An 18,920-nucleotide genomic window follows, 5' to 3' on the forward strand; every position below is an offset into this window, starting at 1 on the left:
GGATGGGGCGGCGGGGGGGCGGGCTTCGGTGCGTTGTGCGCCATGGTGGACATGGCGGGACGGCGGACGCTGATTTTCGCGGCCATGCGCTCCAGGTCGCGGTTGGCCACGAACATCAGGTGCGGCCGGAACCGGGACGTGAGCGCGAGCCCGCCCGGAAGGTAGTCGTCGCGCTCCGTGCAGCAGACGAACTCCGCGCACACGAGCACCCGGAAGGGAATGAGCTGGAGGGTTCCCGTCTCCTGGGCCCGCACCTTCATGACGGGCGCCTTCGGCGGCTTCGCGTTGGGCCAGGGCATGAAGTCGTCCTGGGCCAGGACGCCTTCCGGGATGGGCTCCAGTTCGAGCGTCCCGGCAGGAGCGCGCAGGTTCACCTGGAACCCGAAGACGAGCAGCATGCTCTGGTCGATGTCCGCGGGAATCCAATACGCGGACTGCCCCCGCACGATGGACCCCTGGGAGGCTTCGTATTTGCGGAGGAGGAACTCCTTGGAGAGCTCCAACGTGTACGTCCTGCCGCCGTGGGTCAGCTCGATGGGATGCCACACCAGCGCGTCGAGGACGGTGGGGGTCTGCGCGTCGTACCAGGGCGTCCCGGGCAGGTCGTAGGTGACGTGGGTCACCTGCCCGGCGTGCTCCGGATCATGCGTCCAGCTCCAGTGCTTCCCGGAGCGGGGCTTCGCCGCGGCCTCGGCGGTGCCGGAGTCACCCCCGAAGGACTGGTAGTCCGCCTGGGGGGCCGCGGTCAGCAGCAGCGTGTTGCGCAGGAGTGCGTCGAGGGTCGGCATGGGTCGGGGTGGAGGACGGGAAGGGGTTTCAGAACGCGTCGACGGTCCAGCGACCGGATTCCGAGGCACTCAAGGGCGCGCTGTCATGGAGGATCTCCACGAGCGTGTAGACGTCCTTGCCGGCACGGGGGATGAAGACTTCGCCTGCGTCGTCGGTGACGAATTCGCGCTCCACGCCATCCGGGCAACGGACGCGGACCCGGCAGTGGGGGATGGGGTTCTGGTCCAGCGAGTCATCCACGATGCGGAAGGTGGGCGGGTCGGGCGTGAGGCGGAGCACGCCGGACACGCGGACGCCACAGTCCGCAGCGCAACACGAGAAGACGCCCAGCAGGGACTTCGCCGTGTCCAGATCCAGGCGCACCTCGCGGGGCGTCTCCGGGAGGGTCAGCGTGAAGAGGTCCTTGATGCTGAACTCCTCGTCGATGATGCCACGGTGCGTCTGGCCGCCCACCCGCTCCCAGACCTGGGTCTTCACCTCGAGGATGAGTCCGGCCAGGTTTCCCAGGTGCAGGTAGGCGGTGCGCGGCTCCTGGGGAAGAAGTTCCAGGGTCACCAGATCCGGTGCGGTGGTGCCAGCGAGCTTCGTCAGCGAGCCCTTGGAGATGCGTGAGTCCTTCTCCGTGAGGACGAACTCGCCACGGATCTGCCCCTTGACCCGGAACGTCACCGTGTCGTTCCGGAAGGAGAAACCACCCCCGGGCGTGTTCTCCAGGCGGAACGCGGCCGTGGCGACCACCGCCACCTCATGCGTCGTGAGGCTGTCGAGGCCAGGCATCTGGTTCTTGCGCCACGTGTGCGAGCCGACCAGCTGGATGCGGCAATACAGGACGGGGACTTCGGACCATTGACCAGGCATGGCGACAAGGCTCGTGAGCAGGTGCGGGCGCGGAGACCTGGAATGTATCACGCGCCCTGCGTGAGCCGCCGTCAGGGCACGGGCGCCCCATCCTCCAGGAGCCGCTCGACGGCCCGGTCCCGGGTGCGGCTGTAGCGCAGCACCCAGTAGAACATCGCCCACGACGCCTGCGCCTCCGAGGGCCACGGGGAGAGCAGCGCCCGACCTCCCAGCAGCATCTTGCCCATCACGTCGTGGCTCGCGCTGATTCCGTAGGCCAGTCCTTCGTGCAGGATGTACTCCCAGCGGCCCGGCTCCAGGACCTGTTCCGAGCGGACGCAATAGGCATACGCGTGCGGGGACTCCACCTCCACGCGCAGGTGCTGATGCAGCGGGATGTGCGGAGCCCCCGGGACGGCATAGGGCCCCTTCTCATCCCAACCGTGCAGGGACTTCTCCTTCGCCGGCAACCACCGCCAGTGCTGGTGAAGACAGTCATGGATGCAGAAGGGCGCCATGACGATCTCATCCAGGTTCAGCTTCGCGTCCGGATAGAGGTCGCGGAGGGTCTTGGGTGCGCGCATGGGCGGCGCCACGTGGATGTTGTCGAAGTACCCCTGGCCCGGCATCAGCTCCTCCTGATGCTGCTCATACCGGCCCGCCGCGTCGTTCCAGCGGTGCGAGAGGAACCCCGGTCCACCCGGGGCGTCCGGCGAGGCCATCAGGTAGCCCGCGCCCGCAGGGAGGTTCGTCTTGAAGCGGGAGAAGATGGAGGACCAGACCGGCGGGATCGAAACGGTGAATATCTTCTCCCAGGCAATCTCCGGCGAGTTCGAGTCCGACCACATCCCCGTCGCCATCATGTGCGACATCCCATCCTGGTCGTCCGCGGGGGGCAGGCCCTCATGCGCCATGGTGGACATGGAGGGACGGCGGATGCTGATCTTCGCGGCCAGCTTCTCCAACGGACGGTTGCTCATGAGCATCAGGTGCGGCCGGAACCGCGACGTGCGCGCCTTGGCGCCCGGCACGTAGTCGGTGCTCTCCTGGCAGCAGACGAACTCCGCGCACACCAACACCCGCAGGGGCACGAGTTGGAGGGTCCCCGTCTCCGTGCGCGTCACCTTCATGACGGGAGCCTTGGGCGGCTTCGCGCCGGGCCTGGGCATGAAGTCGTCCTGCTCCAGCACATCCAGGGGGATGGGCTCCAGCGAGAAGGTCTTGGACTTCGCGCGCAGGTTCAACTGGAAGCCGAAGACGAGCAGCATGCTCCGGTCGAGCTCCGCGGGAAGCCAGTGGGCGGATTGCTCCTTGGCGACGGTTCCACGGGAGGTCTCGTATTTGCGCACCAGGAACTTCTTGGTGAGCTCCAGCGTCAGGGGCAGGCCGCGATAGCCCACCTCGATGGGATGCCAGAGGAGCTCCTCCAGCACGGTGGGGGTCTGTTCGACGTACCAGGGCGTCCGGAGCAGGTGGTAGGTCACCCCGCTTACGCGCCCGGGCTTGCGGACGTCGTGGGACCAGTTCCAGCGGCCCGGGGTGCCCGGGTCCGCAGCGGCGGCTTCCAGGGCGCCCGGGCTCGCGCCGTAGGACTTCCACGGTGCGTCGGGGGCGGCGGTGAGCAGCAGCGTGTCCTTCAACAGCGTTTCAAGATTCGGCATGGGTCTGGAGGTGTCGGGCGGGAAGAAGGTTCAGGGCAGGTCCGGCATGGATTCGACGGTCCATTCGCCCAGCAGCGCACCGGCCAGGGGCAGGTCGTCCTGGACGACGCCGAGCAGGGTGTAGACCTCGTCGCCTGTGCGGGGGATGAAGACCTCGCCCTGCGCGTCGGTCTCGAACTCCTGCTCCCGGCGGTCCGGGCCCTGGACGCGGATGCGACAGTTTGGAATGGGATTCTGCTCCACGGAGTCATCCACGATGCGAAAGGCCGGGATGCCGGGCGTGAGCCGCAGGACGCCGGAAACCTCCGGGCGCTCGCAAGTCAACCGACAGCAGTCGATGGATTCGAGGCTGGTGCCGGAGGTTCCATCGAAGCGCAGCTCCCCTGGCTTCTCCGGAAGCTTCCATTCGCCCATGGCGAAGATGACCCGGAACTCCTTCACGGAGTGTTCTTCCTCGGTGTTGTTCAGGTTGGCGGACGCGATCTTCCTCACGTCATGGACCTGCATCGCGACGACGGGGTCACGACCGTCAGCCCCTGTCTTGAACACCCCTTGATGGTCGTGTTCAGGATGGATGCGCAGGGAGACCACGTTGGGCGTGGTGACTCCAGACATGAGCATCGTGGTCTTCACGTCCTGTCGGTAACCCGGCTGGGCCATGAACCAGGTATCCACACACCGACCCTGGACCCGAAACACCGCATGATTGTTGGAGAAGTAGGGGCCCAGGACACTGTGGCCCGCTTGAAGCCGGAACGCCCCCGCGATGACCACCTGCACGTCGTGTGTTGAAACGCCGTTCTCCGTCTTCTTGCTTACCGAATGCGAGACGAGCATCCGGAAGCGGCAATACAGGAAGGGGACGTTGAACCAGAGGCTGGACATGTCGAGCTGACCCTTGCGTGGTCTGGAGGTGTCGGTCGGGAGGAAGGTTCAGGGCAGGTCCGGCATGGATTCGACGGTCCATTCGCCCAGCAGCGCGCCGGCCAGGGGGGCTTCGTCCTGGACGACGCCGAGCAGGGTGTAGACCTCGTCGCCGGTGCGGGGGATGAAGACCTCGCCCTGCGCGTCGGTCTCGAACTCCTGCTCCTGGCGGTCCGGGCCCTGGACGCGGATGCGACAGTTCGGAACGGGGTTCTGCTCCACGGAGTCATCCACGATGCGAAAGGCCGGGATGCCGGGCGTGAGCCGCAGGACACCGGAAATCTTCGGGCGCTCGCAGTCCCACCGACAGCCGTCGATGGAGTCGACGTTGGCGCCGGAGGTTTCATCGAAGCGCAGCTCCCCTGGCTTCTCCGGAAGCTTCCATTGGAGCAGGGAGAACTTGATCCGAAGCTGATCCACGGAATGTTCTTGCTCGGTGTGGTTCAGGTTTTCGCCCACGATCTTGCGCACGGTATCGACCTGCATCGCGACGAAGGGATCACGACCGTCGGCCCCTGTCTTGAACACCCCTTGATGGTCGAAGTCGGGATCAATGCTCAGGGAGACCACGTTCGGCGTGGTGACTCCAGACATGACCATCGTGGTCTTCACTTCCATCCGGCCCACCGGCCCTGTCTGGACCGATTCATTCACACACCGACCCTGGACCCGAAACACCGCGGCGTCGTTGAAGAAGTAGGGGGCCTGTACACCGTGGCCCGCTTGAAGCCGGAACGCCCCCGCGATGACCACCTGCGCGTCGTGCGTGGAAACAAGGCCCTCATCCCTCTTCTCGCGCACCGAATGCGAGACGAGCATCCGGAAGCGGCAATACAGGAAGGGGACGTTGAACCAGAGGCTGGACATGTCGAGATGACCCTTGCGTGGGCGCCGCACGGAGGAGGCTCGAATGTATCACTGCCCCCTCTCATGCGCCCTTGCCCTGCCCGGATCCATGGACTCCGTGTTCCGCGGCACGACTCAGGGGGTGGGAGCAGGTCCCTGAGTCCCCGCGTCCTGCCAGGAGGAGGGCAGGAACGGCGAGGGCCCTTCTCCCAACGAACCCGGAGAGGCGGCCCCAGGCTCTCCTGGCGTGGCGTTCACACCCGAATCCGCGGAATCCGTCACATCGGCCGAGCCGTCCATGCCCCTTCGGAGGATCCGGCCGTCACGGTGGATGGCATAGCTCGCTCCCGAATCGAGGGCCGGGTGCGTACGGCCACACGCCTTGGGGTCCTCGTCGATGCGGATGAAGAAGAGGTCTCCCTGACGGATCACCCGGTACTGCTGCGACTCCAGTCGGCTGCCACACAGGAGGGGCTTGTCCTGAGGAGACAGCAGGTCCTGGGTGGCGATGGAGAGCGCACGCAGCGTGTCGCCATCCAGCTCGTACACCGTCCCTTCCGTGCCCAGGGAGACCGCGGGCTGCGCGAAGAACGCAGGGAAGACGATGGAAGGGTCCTCTTCGAGCTTCGCGGGAAGGGTCGAGGAAGGGCGAAGGCAACTCGCGAGAAGGAACGCGAGCACCAGGATGGGATGGAGCCGCTTCATGGGTCGCTCCTGGCAGGGCGATGGCGGGGGCGCACGCTATTTCTCATCGATCCGGTAGTGCTCTTCATCCTGCCATGTGACGGTGCCAAGCAGCTCCTGACGCCACCCACCGGAGCCATCCCCGGTCCACTTCTTCAATTCACCATTCACGGGGATGTACTGGAAGAACCCGTCGCATGACGGCTGGCCCAGGTCGTCGGAGTTCGAGAAGAACGCGACGACGGAGAGGGGCACCTTCTTCCCGCCCACCTCCACGACCCATTCATGGGTCCGCCCCATGGAAACAATCATCCGGATGTCCCCGTCCGAGAGCCGTCCCTCGTAGGGGTGGTTGTGCAGGGCAAAGACATATTTGATGCTCCCCATGGGGAACCGGGCATCATCCACTGTCTCGGGGAGCAGACAACTCTTCCTGCGATCCAGTTCATCCTGCTCCGACTGATCCGTGAGCATGCTCATCTCGTACTTGCCGGCCGGCGTGTAATACAGCCATGCGCAGTACTCCTTCGAGATGCGCCAGCGAACACGAAAGTCCTGGGCCCTCTCGCGCCCAGCGGTCGCATGCGGCTTGGAGAGAATCAGGGGACACGCCGCGACCAACGCGTCGGAGAAGGTGTCGAACGGCCCGAAGCCCGGCATGGGCCCGGGGAGGCTTTTGAGACGCTCGCCCGGTGTGCCCCGCACAACACCTGGGACAGGCTGTGGCGCCGAACAGGCCAGGCCCATGAACAGCACCAGGGCTTGTATCGCCTGCCGACGCACGGACATGCGCACACCCTACCCCGTCCCAGCTAGGCTCGGGCTCACCATGCCGGCCTCCCTGCTCGAAGTCTTCCTCGACCATGCCCGTCACGCGCCCTCGCGCCCGCTGCTCTCCTTCGAGGGCACCACCTTCACGCGCGGGCAGCTCGCGGAGCGCGTCACCGCGTTCGCGCGCGGGCTCAAGGCCCGGGGCCTCGCTCCCGGGGAGCGCGTGGCCCTCTTCCTGGAGAACAGCGACGCGTTCGTCATCACGTGGCTCGGCGTCCAGGCCGCCGGCTGCGTCGCCGTGCTCGTCAACACCGCGTACCGCCAGGTCGAACTGGCCCACATCCTCTCCGACGCGGAGGTGAAGGTCTGTGTCACCGGCACCTCGGGCGCCTCTGAACTCTCCCCCCTGCGCGACCAGCTCCCCGCGCTGCAATGGCTCATCACCGTGGAGCCGCCCCCGCCGGAGCTGTCCGCGTCCCTGCCCACCGTGGCCTTCGACGCCATCCTCGCGCAGGGCTCCGCCTCCCACGTCTCCCTGCCCCTTCCCGGCGCGGAGGACCTCGCGGTGCTCGGCTACACGTCCGGCACCACCGGCCGCTCCAAGGGCGCCATGCTCCAGCACCGGCAACTGCTCGCCAACGTGCGCGCCGTCACCGAGGCGTGGCGCTGGACGGACGCGGACCGGCTGCTGCTCACCCTCCCGCTCTTCCACACCCACGGCCTCATGGTGGGCCTGCACGGCACCCTCTTCACCGGCGCCAGCGTGGACCTGCGCCGCCGCTTCGTCGCTTCCGAAGCGCTCGCCTCCCTCCATGACGACGCGTCCCTCACCCTCTTCTTCGGCGTGCCCACCATGTACGGGCGCCTCCTGGAAGAGTCCCGCCGCACCGGCGTGAAGCCCCGCGCCCTGCGCCTGTGGGTCTCTGGATCCGCACCCCTGAGCCCCCAGCTGTGCCTGGACATCGAAGCGCAGTTCGGTGCCCGCATCCTGGAGCGCTACGGGATGACGGAGACGCTCATGAACACCACCCAGCCCTACGACGGCGAACGCCGCCCCGGCACCGTGGGCATGCCCTTTCCCGGCCAGGAGGCCCGCGTCGTGGACGTGCGCTCGCGCGCCGTCCTGCCTCGCGGCGAGACAGGCGAAATCGAGGTGCGCGGGCCCCACGTCTTCACCGGCTACTGGCGCCGCCCCGACGCCACCACCGAGGCCTTCGACGCCGACGGCTGGTTCCGCACCGGCGACCTGGGCGAGTACGACCCCGACGGCTTCCTGCGCATCACCGGCCGCGCCCGCGAGCTCATCATCAGCGGCGGCTTCAACATCTACCCCCGCGAGGTCGAAGAGGTCCTCGCCGGCCACGCTTCCGTCGCCGAGGCCGCCGTGCTGGGCCTGCCCGACCCCGACTTCGGCGAACAGGTCGTCGCCGTCATCGTCTCCACTCCGGGTGCGCCCCAGGACGCCCAGGCCCTCATCGACTGGTGCCGCGAACGCCTGGCCGCCTTCAAGAAGCCGCGCCGCGTCGTCTTCACCGACGCCCTGCCCCGCAACGCCCTGGGAAAGGTCCAGAAACACATCCTCCGGGACCGCCTGGCCACGCCCCAGGGCTCACCTGCCCCCACCTGCTGAACAAAACCCACATCAGCCCCTGGCCGAAGTCGCGCGACGACCTACCTTGTCCGGCAGATGCTTCCGGAGCCCTCGCGTGACGCCTACCCCTCCCTCACACCGCCTGACGCACCCTTGCGCCTTCTCCCAGGGGGAGCGCAGGAGGCACATCCGGGCGGTGAAGGCCGGGGGCGCATGAAGCGGCTGCTCATCGTCGACGACGAACTCGCCATCGTGGAGGCGCTCCAGGACATCCTGTCCCTGGAGGGGTACGACATCGACACCGCCTACAACGGTGACGAGGGCCTCCAACGGCTGCTGGCCGCGAAGCCCGACCTCGTGTTGCTGGACTTGATGATGCCGGTGATGGACGGCGGAGAGCTGCTGCGCCGCATCCGCGCCCATCCCGACCTGCGCCACATCCCCGTGGTGGTGATGAGCGCCGGCCGCCTCACCGAGGAAGAGCGCCGCGCCAGCTCGCACTTCCTCGCCAAGCCCTTCGAACTGGACGACCTGCTGGGCACCATCGCCCGGCAGCTCCCGGCCGAGGGCGCCCGCGTCTGACGCGAGGGCCGCTAGCCCGGCGTCGCGCGGAAGAGGATGTCCCGGTAGTACTGCAACTCACTGATGCTGGAGCGCAGGTCCGCGAGCGCGGTGTGCCCGCTGGGCGGCTTGCGCGGCTCCACCAGCGCCGGGTACCAGGCGCGCACCAGCACCTTCAGGCTCGTCACGTCCACCATGCGGTAGTGCAGGTAGCGGTCCAGCATGGGCATGTGGCTGATGAGGAAGCGCCGGTCGGTGTGGATGGAGTTGCCCGCGAGGATGCCCTCGCCCAATTCACAATGGTCCGCGACGAAGGACGTCACCTCGCGCTCGGCCACGCGCAGGGACACGTTGGAGGCGCGGACCTTCTCGCTGAGGCCGTTCTTCGTGTGCATGTCGCGCACGACGGGCTCCATGCGCTGGAGCATCTCCTCCGGCTGCCAGATGACCCGCTCGAACTCCGCGATGGGGCGCAGGTCCGGGCCGGTGATGATGACGCCCACCTCGATGATGCCGCAGGACTCTGGGTCCAGCCCGGTCATCTCCAGGTCGAGCCACACAAGGCGGGGTTCACGGGCCATTTACGAACGTCCTGATCGCGAAGAGGAAGACAGCAACGCCCCCTATACCAGCCCCCGGCCCAGGAGCACTCACTCCGTGGACGAATCGTCCCACCGCGTCCGCACGTCCACCTTGGATTCGAGCGTGCGGTGCACCGGGCACAGGTCCGCGATGTGCAGCAGCCGGGTGCGCTGTTCGTCCGTCAGGGGCCCCTCCAGACGGACCCGCCGCTCCAGCCCATCCACCCGCCCCACCCGCGACTCGCACTCCGCGCAATCCTTCGCATGCACCCTGTCGTGGTCCAACCGCACCCGCACCCGCTCAAGCGGCCAGCCATGCCGATCCGCGTACATCCGCACCGTCATGGACGTGCACGCCCCCAGCGCCGCCGCCAGCAGTCCGTACGGCGTGGGCCCCGAGTCCTGCCCGCCCAGCGTCAGCGGTTCGTCCGCGCGCAGCCGGTGCGTGCCCACGCGGATGTCCTGGGCCAGCCCCCCTTCGGACGCCTCGCGCACCTCCACCTGTCCCTCCGGCAGCGGCGCCTCGCGCTCACGCACCGGCGCCACGTGCCGCGCGGCCCACGGCCCCAGCACGTCCGCCGCGTAGGCCGCGTCCTCCGGGCGAGAGAGGAAGTGATCCGCCCCGTCCAGCATCACGAGGCTCGCGGGCCGGCGCGCGCCCGTCACCCACCGGCGCGCGCTGTCCAGGGCCACGTACCGGTCCTCCGGCGCGTGCAGCACCAGCAGCGCGCCCGGGAAGGCCCTCAGCGCCTTCGCCACCGCCGCCTCGTCAATCGCGGTGAGGAAGTCGCGCCCCAGGCGCAGCCGGCCGGGCCCCAGCATGAAGGAACTCTCCGCCGCGTCGCGCTCGCCGGGAGGCAGCAACGCGCGCACCTCGTTCGCCCCCGCGGGCGCGTTCACCAGCGCCACCGCCGCCACGTCCGGCAGCCTGGGCAGCGACGCCACCACCGCCGTGCCCCCCAGGCTGTGGCCGACCAGCAGCCGGGGCACCCGCGCGTGCGCGGCGAGCCACGCCGAGGCGGCCACCACCGCGTCCACGCTCGGCACGGTGTCCGGGCCCCCGTCCCCTCCCTGGGCCGGACCCTCCGTGAAGTCCAGCCGCAGCACCGCGAAGCCCCGCGACACCAGCGAGCGCGCCAGCCGCGCCGGCCCGGGCGAATGGCCCAGGCACGCGAAGCACGACACCAGCACGGCGCTCGCCACGGGCGCTCCGGAGGGCAGCTCCAGACTCCCTCCACCTCCCGGAAAGGAGATGGCCTTGCCCGGCATCTAGAAGTCCACCAGCGCCTCGGCCGTCCACACCCCGCCGGGTCCCTGCCGCACGGACACCCCCGTGAACGTGGCGCCCGTCACCGCCACGTTGGCGCCGTGGCGCTCGACCCCCGCGCGCTCGCCAAAGCCGTGGCCGAACAGGTTCAACCCGTCCAGGCGCACCGCGAAGCACTGGAAGCGCAGGCGCCGTGCCGCCATCGCGCCCACCACCGCGCTCAGCCAGTCCGCGAGGAGCTGGTCATGGTCCGCGGAATGGCACGACACCTCCAGTTCCTCGTGCGCCTCCACGCGCTTCGGGTCCGTCACCAGCGCGCAGAGCGCCTGCGCCGTCAGCTCGAAGGCCTGCTCCATGGAGTGGCCCACCCCCCGCACCCCGAGTTGCTCGTCACGCGTGAAGTGTTCCCAGTGGGCATGGGGCCTGCCTTCCTCCGAATGCACCGCTTCGACATCCATACGGCCTCCTGTTCCAGTTCCCCGGTTGCTGTCGCCTGCTCCGCTTCCCCTCCAGGCCCGCCCGGACGGCGGCCTGTCAGAACCACCACCCGCCGCCCACGTCCGGCGCCACCCCGGAGGCCCGCGCCGGGGAGGAGTCCCGGGCGCGCGTGAGCCACCGCCGCAGCTCGTCCTCGCTCAGCGAGGGGAACGTGTCGTAGACCTCCGCCACCTGGCGCAGCCCGGCCTTGAGCATCAGCGAGTGCACCGCGTCCGCCCGGCCCCGGATGAGCTCCAGCGCGACCGGGGTCGTCACGCCCACCGCCACGATGCGCTGACGCGCCCCGCGCTGCTGGAGCGCCAGGAGCGCCGCGGCCATCGTGGCCCCCGTCACCATCCCGTCGTCCACCAGGAGCACCACGCGGCCGCGGACATCCGGCGTCGGCCCGCCCCGCAGCTGCCGGGCCTGCTTCTCCACGTCCTCCAGCTCCCCGCGCAGGAAGTCCTGGAGCGCCGCCCCGGACAGGGGCGACTGGGGCGCGGCCTGGGCATCCAGGAACACCCCTCCGCCCTCCGTCACCGAGCCCAGGACGAGCTTGTTGCGGCCCGGCCCGCGCACCTTGCGCGCCACCCACAGGTCCAGCGGGGCCGCCAGCGCCCGGGCCACCTCCAGCGCCACGCTCAGCCCACCGCGCGTCAGGCCCAGCACGCGCACGTCCCCGGAGCGGTAGGGCGCCAGCACCCCCGCGAGCTTCTGCCCGGCATCTGACCGATCCTTGAACGCCATCCACCCGCCTCCTCACGGAAGGTGCGCGTTCCCCTGGAACGTGGCGGCGAAGACACAGTCAACAGCTCTCCTGGTGGGATGCCCGGGAGGCCAGGGCACCGCGAGCAGAAGGCGCGCTAGGGTGGCTCCCCATGACGCCACCCGCCCTCGTCGTCGGCAGTGCCAGTCCCCACCTCGGCCGTGCGCTCGCCCAGGCGTTCGGCATCTCGCCCGTGGCCACGAAGCTGGAGCGCTTCCCGGATGGAGAACTGCACATCGAGGTGCCCCCGGAGGCCATCCGGGGCCGCCGCGTCGTCGTCCTTCAGACCTCCACGCCCCCCGTGGGCGAGCACCTGCTGGAATTGCTCCTCCTCGCGGACGCGTGCTGGCGCGCGGGCGCGGCCTCGCTGCAGGCGGTGATTCCCTACGTGGGCTACGCGCGCCAGGACCGCAGGGCCCGGGCGGGCGAACCCCTGGGGGGCAGGCTGGTGGCCGACCTGCTGTCCCACGGCCGCTTCGAGCGCGTGTTCACGGTGGACCTGCACAACCCGGCGCTGGAGGGCTGCTTCGGCGCCCCGCTGGAGCACCTGTCCGCGCTGCCCCTGCTGGCTGAAGCGCTGCGCCCCCACGTGTCCGACACCTCCGTGGTGGTGGCCCCGGACCTGGGCGCGGTGAAGCGCGCGGAGGCCCTGGCGAAGCTTCTGGGCCGGCCGTGGGCGGTGGTGCACAAGGCGCGGCTGAGCGGCAACGACGTGGAGACGCTGGGCCTGCTGGGCCAGGTGCGCGGCATGCGCCCCATCCTGGTGGACGACATGATCTCCACCGGCGGCACGCTGGCGGCGGCGGCGAAGGAGCTGAAGGGCGAGGGGTGCGTAGACGACTTCACCCTGGCCACCACGCACGCCCTGCTGGTGGGCCCCGCGCTGGAGCGCCTGCACGGCGTGCCCGTCAAGCGGCTGGTGAGCACGGACAGTGTGGAGCCCCGACAGGGCCTGCCCTTTCCCCACCAGGTGGTGACGCTGGCCCCGCTGCTCTTGCGCGCACTCTCGCCCGACGCGCGTTAGTCTGCCCGGCCATGTCCGACACTGTCCTGACGCAGCTCGACGCGGGGGTCCTCTCCGTCACCTTCAACCGGCCGGAGAAGAAGAACGCCTTCACCCACGCCATGTACGAGGCCGCCACGGCCGCCCTGCTGGACGCGGACCGCCGGGACGATGTCCGCGTGGTGCTCCTGTCCGGCGCGGGCGGCGCGTTCACCGCGGGCAACGACATTGGCGACTTCGTGGAGCACCCGCCCGCGGGCGAGGACAGCGCGGTGTTCCGCTACCTGCGCGCCCTGGCTGGCATGGCCAAGCCGGTGCTGGCCGCGGTGGAGGGGGCGGCGGTGGGCATCGGCACCACCATGCTCCTGCACTGTGACTACGTGGTGGCCGGGGAGAAGGCGCGCTTCTGCATGCCCTTCGTCAACCTGGGCCTGTGCGCGGAAGGCGGCAGCAGCCTGCTGCTCCCCCGCGCGGCGGGCTTCGCGCTGGCGTCGGAGCTGCTGCTGTTCGGCGACCCGTTCGACGCGACCACCGCGCTGCGCGCCGGCATCATCAACAAGGCCGTCCCCGAAGCGCAGCTCAAGGAAGTGGCCACCGAGCGCGCCCGCGCCCTGGCCTCCCGTCCCGCGCAGGCGCTGAAGGTGACCAAGCAGCTCATCCGCGGCCCGCTGCGCGAGCAGGTGGAGACCACGATGAAGCGCGAGGGCGCGGAGTTCATCCAGCGCCTGCACTCCGACGAGGCCCGCGAGGCCCTCATGTCCTTCATGACGCGCGGCAGGAAGTAGTCTCTTTCCGTCCGCGAAGTCCTTCCCAACAAGCCGGGCCCGCGTGACGTCACGCGGGCCCGGTGTCGTTTCAGGACAATGACAGACGGCCTACAGGGGCGCGGGAGGGGCCTGGGGCGTCTTCGCCGGCTTGCCGGAGAGGAAGGACTGGATGCTGTCGCCCTGCTTCTCCTTCAGCGCGCCGCACTGGTCGACGATCTCCATCACCTGCCGGAGCACGCGCTCCGAGCCCGGCGTCTGCTTGCCGCGCGGCTCGAAGAAGGCCGCCAGCTCCTGGCGCTTGCCCGCGTCACAGAAACCCGCGCCGATGTAGGGCAGCCGCGAACCCATGCCTTCGGGCATCAGGCCCGGCTTGCCCTCGGTGCCCACCAGCGTGTCGAAGTGCTTCTTCACGAAGTCCACGGCGACGTCCTGCGTGCGCGGGTCGCGCGACGCGCCGAAGAGCAGCCACATGCTCTCGCGCAGGTCCGTCTTCGGCTCCAGCAGCATCTGCAGGTTCTCCTGCACGAGTTTGGGGTCGCTCACCTGGGACAGGCCCCCCAGCAGCTGCTGGCGCGTGTAGCGGTCCTTCTCCGCGCGCAGCGTCTCCACCAGCTTCGTGTTGAAGGCGGCATCGCCGTGGTTCGCCGCGATGGAGAGCACCGGCCCCACCATCTCCGGGGCCACCGCGCGCCGGTCCTTCAGCCACTGGTCCGCCAGGGTGCGCGCCTCGGCGACGAGCTTCGGGTCATGGCCCTCGTTGGCGGCGAGCTCCAGCAGGCGCGGTCGCAACAGGCGCGTGTCCTCGCTCTCGCCCGTGCGGGGCTTGAAGCCCAGCTTGCGCGCGCGCGGACCGAAGGTGTCACGGATGTAGCGGGCCCGCTCCGGCTCCTGCTCGGGCGTGAGCAGCCGCGACGACACCAGGTCGAGCAGCTCCATGCCCGCCTCCAGCACCTGCCGGTCCGGGTCCTCCGCCACGCGCGTGAGCAGCGGCAGGGCCTCCGCCGCGGGCAGCACGCCCGCCTGGGCCAGGGCCAGCGCGTCGCCCAGCAGCACCACGCGTTCGGCGCGGGACAGCTTCGTCAGGCCCGCCTTCATCAGCTTCGCGCGCGTGTCGTCCGCCAGCCGCACGCGGTAGTAGCCCGCGCCCTCCGCGTTGGGGAACACCCACGCCGGGCACGCCTTGGCCTCCGGCAGCGGCAGCTCCGCCTTCGTCTCCGTCATCAGCGTGCACGCGGTGACGTCCTTCGTGGCGCCCGGGTACTTCACGCACACGGGCACCTTCCACGACTGGGCCATGTCCGGAAGCTTGGAGCCCAGGCGCAGGTAGCGCTCCTGGGTGAGGGCCACGCGCGGCTTGCCGCCGTCACACAGCAGGGTCGCGGTGATGAAGGGCGCGCCCGTCTGGTCCAGGAAGCTGTTCATCACGGAGGCCACGTCCTTGCCGGACTCGGCGGACAGCGCGTCCACGAAGTCCTTCGCGGTGGCGTTGCCGCCCGCGTGCGCGCGGATGTAGCGCTGGATGCCCTTCTGGAAGACCTCCCGGCCCAGCCACGCTTCCGTCATGGCCAGCACCGCGCTGCCCTTGCCGTAGGTGATGCCGTCGAAGGCGTTCTGGATGTCACCGCTGTTACGGATGGGCTGACGGATGAAGCGCGCGGACACGAGGCTGTCCGCGTCCAGCGCGCCGTTGCGGTCCTGCACGCGCTCCACCGGGCCGTCCCAGGTGGGCTGCCACGACTCCACGATGCGCGGGGTCATCCACGAGGCGAACGATTCGTTGAGCCACAGGTCGTCCCACCACGCCATGGTGACCAGGTCGCCGAACCACTGGTGCGCCAGCTCGTGCACCTGCACGTTGGCGAACGCGCGCTGGCGGCCCACCGAGTCGTTCTCCGGCCGGGACAGGATGAGGCGCGAGTTGAACGTGACGAGGCCCGGGTTCTCCATGGCGCCGCCCATCAGCGGCACCGCGAGCACGTCCAGCTTCTCGTACGCGTACGGGATGCCGAAGTACTTCTCCAGCTGCTCCAGGATGTCCGGCGTCACCTTCGCGGCCCACGCGCCCTCGCTGGCGCGGCCCCTGGGCGTGATGATGCGCGTCTTCACGTGCTTCAGGCCGGCGTCGCGCGCGGGCAGGAAGTCGAAGGGGCCCACGCCGAAGGCGATGAGGTAGCTGGGCAAGGGCTGCGTGGGCGCGAAGCGGAAGATGCGCCAGCCGTCCGCGCCCGCCTCCTCCGCGAGCTGCGGCGTGTTGGTGACGGCCACGTTGCCCTGCGGAACATGGAAGGTGAGCTGGAAGGGCACCTTGAAGGAGGGCTCGTCGAAGGACGGGAACGCGCGGCGGGCGCCCAGGGGCTCGAACTGGGTGTAGACGTACCAGTCACCGCCCTCGTTGACGCGGAAGGCGCCGGAGGTCTCGCGCTCGGACGCGGCGCCCGTGTAGACGAGGTGCAGCTTCGCGCCGCCCACGGCCAGGGGCTTCTCCAGCGACAGGCCGAGGAAGTCCTCGCCACTGGAGGACGGCTTCACCGCCAGCTTGACGCCGCCCTGCTCGATGGAGGCCTCCTTCACGATGAGGCCCTTGCCGTGCAGCCACACGAGGTTCGTGGCCTTCTTCACGTCCAGGGTGATGTCGACGGTGCCTTCGAAGGTCTCCACCTTCGGATCCATCTTCAACACGATGGCGTACTGGGTGGGCCGCACGTCGTCGGGCAGCCGCAGTTCCGGCGGCGTGGGCGCGGCGGGGGCTTGGACGACCGGCGGTGTTTCGACGGCGCCGGGAGCGGGAGCGTTGCCCTGTCGGGCACCACATGCCGCGAGGAAGGTAACGGTGGCCAGGGCCACCGGACGGAGCAGGTTGGGCATGGCCGGGCAGTGTGTCGTAGACCGGCCGAGCAAGGTAGCGATGTGCAAGCGGTGCGTGGCCTTGCTGTCAGGTCGTGTTCGCGGTGGAGTGCTCGGCCGTGTCCGCTCCCCTCTCCGCCCATCCGTCCCCAGCGCAAACGAACACCCCTCCCGAGGGAAAGAAGCCGCCAGAGCACCTGCGCCGCATCGTCGGCGAGCCGCCCGGCCCCATCGTGGCGCTGCTGACGCGCGGCGTCTGGGCGTTGCTCACCGCGTTGTCACCCGGGGCCCGGGACGCGCTGGCGCGCTTCGTGGGGAACCTGGCCTACACGCTGGGCATCCGCCGCAAGGTGGCGCTGGACAACCTGGCGCACGCGATGCCGGAGAAGAGCGAGGCGGAGCGGCACGCCATCGCGCGTGGTGCGTACATCACCATGGCGCGCGTGGTGGTGGAGTCGTTGCCGTCGGGCGACCGGATGGCGCCGGATTGGGACAAGCAGGGCATCGAGGGCGAGGAGGCGTGGGCGGCGCTCAAGGCGCACGTGGCCACGGGCAAGGGGGCGCTGCTGGTGACGGCGCACTTCGGCAACTGGGAGCTGGTGGGGCAGATGCTCATTCGCCTGGGCGTGCCGCTCAACGCGTTGGTGCGGCCGCTCAAGGGCGCGCTGAACACGCGCATCGCGGAGAACCGGCTGGGCGCGGGCGCAGGGCTCATCTATCCGAAGGGCGCCATCCAGGAGATCACCGACGCGGTGCAACGGGGCGAGTCCGCGTTCATGCTGCTGGACCAGGCGTTGCCGGCGAAGGCAGCGGTGTTCGTGCCGTTCTTCGGAAGGCTCGCGTCCACCACGCCCGCGATGGCGGTGGCCGCGGAGCGCACGGGCATGCCGGTGTTCGTGGTGGTGGGCGTGCGTCCGCCGGGTCCGGGAGCGCGGTTCCGGCTGGAGGTGGAGGGGCCCATTCCGGCACCCGCGCCGGGCGAGTTCGCGGACCCCATCACCGAGCACACGGCCCGGGTGACGGCGGGACTGGAGCGCGCCATCCGCCGGCATCCGGAGCAGTGGCTGTGGCTGCACCGCCGCTGGAAGGTGCAGCCTCCCGCCGCGTTGGTGACCGCTGCGTCGCCGGGACTGACGCAGGGCACGGAGCCGGCGCGCAAGGACTGAAGAACGCGGTCGCCTACTCCACCACCACGCGGCGCAGGTGCGAGCCCAGGCGGGTGAGCAGCTCGTAGTGGATGGTCTGCGCCCAGCCGGACAGGGACTCGGCGGACACGGACTCCTCTCCGTCGCGGCCCAGCAGCGTCGCCGTCAACGGGCGCTCGTCCGACACGGCGCGCGTCACGTCCACCATCAGGTGGTTCATCATCACGCGGCCCAGCACCGCGCACCGGCGCCCGTTCACCAGCACGTGCGCCTTGCCGGACGCGAGGCGCGGGTAGCCGTCGTAGTAGCCCACCGGCAGCACCGCGAGGCGCGTGGGCTCCGGGCAACGGTACGTGCAGCCGTAGCCCACGTAGCTTCCCGCGGGCAGCCACTTCACCACCTGGCTCTTGCACCGCCACGACAGCACCGGCTTGAGCACCGGCAGCTCCCCCAGCACCAGCCGCGCCGACAGCCGCGTCTCCGGCGATGGCCACAGGCCATACAGGGAGATGCCCACCCGCGCGGCCTCGTAGCGCGCCCGGGGCAGCACCAGCGCGGCGGCGCTCGCGGCGATGTGGCGCTGCAATGGCTTCGCGGGCTTCAACTGCGCTGTCAGGTGCGCAAGGCCCGTCTCGAACGCGTCCAGCTGCGCGAGCGCGTACCCCTGCTCCGTCACGTCCTCCGTGTTGGCGAAGTGGCTGAGCACGCCCACCGTCTCGAACACGTCGGGCGCGTCCGCGAGGAACTGCGTCTCCCTGGGGAGCTGATCCGCCGTGAAGCCCTCGCGGCCCAGCCCCGTGTCCAGGTGCACGTGCACGCGCAGGGGGCGCGGAAGCTTCGCCGCGCGCAGGCCCGGCACCGCGTCCGCCCAGGAGCGGTCCGCCACCACCACGTCGATGCCCTCGCGCGCCAGGACGACGGCCTCCTCGGGGGACACCGCGCCCAGGACCACCACCTGCCGCGCGGGCAGGCCGTGCGCGGCTTCGTGCGCGCGCACCGTGAGCGCATCCCGCGGCGCGATGAAATAGAGGACGTCCACGCCCGCGTGCACCAGCGGCAGCACCTGGGCGAGCCCATGGCCATACGCATTGCCCTTGAGCACCGCGCCCAGCGCCCGGGGCGTGGGCCCCGAGGACTCCAGCGCGCGGAAGGCCTCCACGTTGTGCCGGAGATGGGATGCGCTCAACTCCAACCACGAGGAGTGCACCGCGTCCCCAGGCCCACCACCGACTTCTTCCACGTGCACACCTCCACACCGTCCAGCACCACGGCTGCTTTTTTCCGTCTACCAGCAAAGCCCGGGCCATGGGCGTCCGTGGCCCGGGAGCCACGGGGGGCTGGATGCCACTCGGGCGGACAGGGGTGCGCGGACGACAACCCTTTCTGGCGCGGGTGGCGTGTGGGGG

General features: G+C 69.8%; 18 protein-coding genes. 5 read left to right on the forward strand and 13 right to left on the reverse strand.

The genetic code is table 11. The features are described from left to right. The 7 genes from D7X74_RS26150 to D7X74_RS26180 all read right to left on the reverse strand — a co-directional run. The coding region (locus tag D7X74_RS26150; protein ID WP_147446681.1) for a hypothetical protein at positions 1–788 on the reverse strand (788 nt) is incomplete at its 3' end. A gap of 28 nt (positions 789–816) precedes the next feature. Beyond that, entirely contained in the window at positions 817–1,647 is an 831-nt protein-coding gene (locus tag D7X74_RS26155; protein ID WP_120535720.1) for a hypothetical protein, read from the reverse strand. A gap of 71 nt (positions 1,648–1,718) precedes the next feature. Next, positions 1,719–3,287, reverse strand: a complete 1,569-nt coding sequence (locus tag D7X74_RS26160) for a hypothetical protein (RefSeq protein ID WP_147446682.1) — start codon at positions 3,285–3,287, stop codon at positions 1,719–1,721. A gap of 30 nt (positions 3,288–3,317) precedes the next feature. Next, the gene (locus tag D7X74_RS26165) at positions 3,318–4,172 is read right to left on the reverse strand and encodes a hypothetical protein (RefSeq protein ID WP_120535722.1); all 855 of its coding nucleotides are present in this window, start codon (positions 4,170–4,172) and stop codon (positions 3,318–3,320) included. A gap of 48 nt (positions 4,173–4,220) precedes the next feature. Next, positions 4,221–5,078, reverse strand: coding sequence for a hypothetical protein (locus D7X74_RS26170; protein ID WP_147446683.1), 858 nt, complete (start codon positions 5,076–5,078; stop codon positions 4,221–4,223). 114 nt (positions 5,079–5,192) lie between these two features. Continuing rightward, positions 5,193–5,762: a hypothetical protein gene (locus D7X74_RS26175; RefSeq protein ID WP_120535724.1), complete on the reverse strand. Its 570-nt coding sequence runs from the start codon at positions 5,760–5,762 to the stop codon at positions 5,193–5,195. Positions 5,763–5,798: 36 nt separating this feature from the next. Beyond that, positions 5,799–6,401, reverse strand: coding sequence for a hypothetical protein (locus D7X74_RS26180; RefSeq protein ID WP_120535725.1), 603 nt, complete (start codon positions 6,399–6,401; stop codon positions 5,799–5,801). A gap of 169 nt (positions 6,402–6,570) precedes the next feature. Here D7X74_RS26180 and D7X74_RS26185 point away from each other — a divergent pair, with 169 nt between their 5' ends. Then, complete coding sequence (locus D7X74_RS26185; RefSeq protein WP_120535726.1) at positions 6,571–8,142, forward strand: AMP-binding protein; 1,572 nt, start codon at positions 6,571–6,573, stop codon at positions 8,140–8,142. A gap of 174 nt (positions 8,143–8,316) precedes the next feature. Continuing rightward, positions 8,317–8,685 carry a response regulator gene (locus D7X74_RS26190; RefSeq protein ID WP_120535727.1) on the forward strand — a complete coding sequence of 123 codons (369 nt, stop codon included), beginning with the start codon at positions 8,317–8,319 and terminating at the stop codon, positions 8,683–8,685. Positions 8,686–8,696: 11 nt separating this feature from the next. Here the strand turns inward: D7X74_RS26190 and orn are convergent, their stop codons facing one another. The 4 genes from orn to D7X74_RS26210 form a co-directional block, all read right to left on the reverse strand. Then, complete coding sequence (gene orn, locus D7X74_RS26195; protein WP_120535728.1) at positions 8,697–9,245, reverse strand: oligoribonuclease; 549 nt, start codon at positions 9,243–9,245, stop codon at positions 8,697–8,699. A 69-nt stretch (positions 9,246–9,314) separates the two neighbouring features. After that, positions 9,315–10,514 carry a bifunctional alpha/beta hydrolase/OsmC family protein gene (locus D7X74_RS26200; protein ID WP_120535729.1) on the reverse strand — a complete coding sequence of 400 codons (1,200 nt, stop codon included), beginning with the start codon at positions 10,512–10,514 and terminating at the stop codon, positions 9,315–9,317. After that, a complete protein-coding gene (locus D7X74_RS26205; RefSeq protein ID WP_120535730.1) occupies positions 10,515–10,970 on the reverse strand; it encodes an archease in 456 nt (151 codons plus the stop codon). Between the two features lie 76 nt (positions 10,971–11,046). Continuing rightward, entirely contained in the window at positions 11,047–11,736 is a 690-nt protein-coding gene (locus D7X74_RS26210; RefSeq protein ID WP_120535731.1) for a phosphoribosyltransferase, read from the reverse strand. Positions 11,737–11,867: 131 nt separating this feature from the next. Here D7X74_RS26210 and D7X74_RS26215 point away from each other — a divergent pair, with 131 nt between their 5' ends. Next, positions 11,868–12,779 (forward strand): ribose-phosphate pyrophosphokinase, encoded by a 912-nt coding sequence (locus D7X74_RS26215; RefSeq protein WP_120535732.1) that lies wholly within the window; start codon positions 11,868–11,870, stop codon positions 12,777–12,779. Positions 12,780–12,790: 11 nt separating this feature from the next. Further along, positions 12,791–13,543 (forward strand): enoyl-CoA hydratase, encoded by a 753-nt coding sequence (locus D7X74_RS26220; protein ID WP_120535733.1) that lies wholly within the window; start codon positions 12,791–12,793, stop codon positions 13,541–13,543. 90 nt (positions 13,544–13,633) lie between these two features. Here D7X74_RS26220 and D7X74_RS26225 read toward each other — a convergent pair whose 3' ends face one another. Next, positions 13,634–16,390, reverse strand: a complete 2,757-nt coding sequence (locus D7X74_RS26225) for a M1 family metallopeptidase (RefSeq protein WP_120535734.1) — start codon at positions 16,388–16,390, stop codon at positions 13,634–13,636. A gap of 98 nt (positions 16,391–16,488) precedes the next feature. Here D7X74_RS26225 and D7X74_RS26230 point away from each other — a divergent pair, with 98 nt between their 5' ends. After that, positions 16,489–17,535, forward strand: coding sequence for a lysophospholipid acyltransferase family protein (locus D7X74_RS26230; RefSeq protein WP_233595734.1), 1,047 nt, complete (start codon positions 16,489–16,491; stop codon positions 17,533–17,535). A 13-nt stretch (positions 17,536–17,548) separates the two neighbouring features. On the opposite strand, the gene alr is transcribed toward D7X74_RS26230, so the two are convergent. Beyond that, on the reverse strand, positions 17,549–18,760 hold the full coding sequence (alr, locus tag D7X74_RS26235) for an alanine racemase (protein WP_120535735.1): 1,212 nt from the start codon (positions 18,758–18,760) through the stop codon (positions 17,549–17,551). Between the last annotated feature and the right edge of the window lie 160 nt (positions 18,761–18,920).

The sequence above is a fragment of the Corallococcus sp. CA047B genome, assembly GCF_003612065.1.
Taxonomy (GTDB): domain Bacteria; phylum Myxococcota; class Myxococcia; order Myxococcales; family Myxococcaceae; genus Corallococcus; species Corallococcus praedator.

Excerpts from the sequence above, each read along its gene's own strand:
- D7X74_RS26155 (WP_120535720.1), bottom strand. The coding sequence starts at position 1,647 with ATGCCTGGTCAATGGTCCGAAGTCCCCGTCCTGTATTGCCGCATCCAG.
- D7X74_RS26160 (WP_147446682.1), bottom strand. The coding sequence starts at position 3,287 with ATGCCGAATCTTGAAACGCTGTTGAAGGACACGCTGCTGCTCACCGCC.
- D7X74_RS26165 (WP_120535722.1), bottom strand. The coding sequence starts at position 4,172 with ATGTCCAGCCTCTGGTTCAACGTCCCCTTCCTGTATTGCCGCTTCCGG.
- D7X74_RS26170 (WP_147446683.1), bottom strand. The coding sequence starts at position 5,078 with ATGTCCAGCCTCTGGTTCAACGTCCCCTTCCTGTATTGCCGCTTCCGG.
- D7X74_RS26175 (WP_120535724.1), bottom strand. The coding sequence starts at position 5,762 with ATGAAGCGGCTCCATCCCATCCTGGTGCTCGCGTTCCTTCTCGCGAGT.
- D7X74_RS26180 (WP_120535725.1), bottom strand. The coding sequence starts at position 6,401 with ATGCCGGGCTTCGGGCCGTTCGACACCTTCTCCGACGCGTTGGTCGCG.
- D7X74_RS26185 (WP_120535726.1), top strand. The coding sequence starts at position 6,571 with ATGCCGGCCTCCCTGCTCGAAGTCTTCCTCGACCATGCCCGTCACGCG.
- D7X74_RS26190 (WP_120535727.1), top strand. The coding sequence starts at position 8,317 with ATGAAGCGGCTGCTCATCGTCGACGACGAACTCGCCATCGTGGAGGCG.
- orn (WP_120535728.1), bottom strand. The coding sequence starts at position 9,245 with ATGGCCCGTGAACCCCGCCTTGTGTGGCTCGACCTGGAGATGACCGGG.
- D7X74_RS26200 (WP_120535729.1), bottom strand. The coding sequence starts at position 10,514 with ATGCCGGGCAAGGCCATCTCCTTTCCGGGAGGTGGAGGGAGTCTGGAG.
- D7X74_RS26205 (WP_120535730.1), bottom strand. The coding sequence starts at position 10,970 with ATGGATGTCGAAGCGGTGCATTCGGAGGAAGGCAGGCCCCATGCCCAC.
- D7X74_RS26210 (WP_120535731.1), bottom strand. The coding sequence starts at position 11,736 with ATGGCGTTCAAGGATCGGTCAGATGCCGGGCAGAAGCTCGCGGGGGTG.
- D7X74_RS26215 (WP_120535732.1), top strand. The coding sequence starts at position 11,868 with ATGACGCCACCCGCCCTCGTCGTCGGCAGTGCCAGTCCCCACCTCGGC.
- D7X74_RS26220 (WP_120535733.1), top strand. The coding sequence starts at position 12,791 with ATGTCCGACACTGTCCTGACGCAGCTCGACGCGGGGGTCCTCTCCGTC.
- D7X74_RS26225 (WP_120535734.1), bottom strand. The coding sequence starts at position 16,390 with ATGCCCAACCTGCTCCGTCCGGTGGCCCTGGCCACCGTTACCTTCCTC.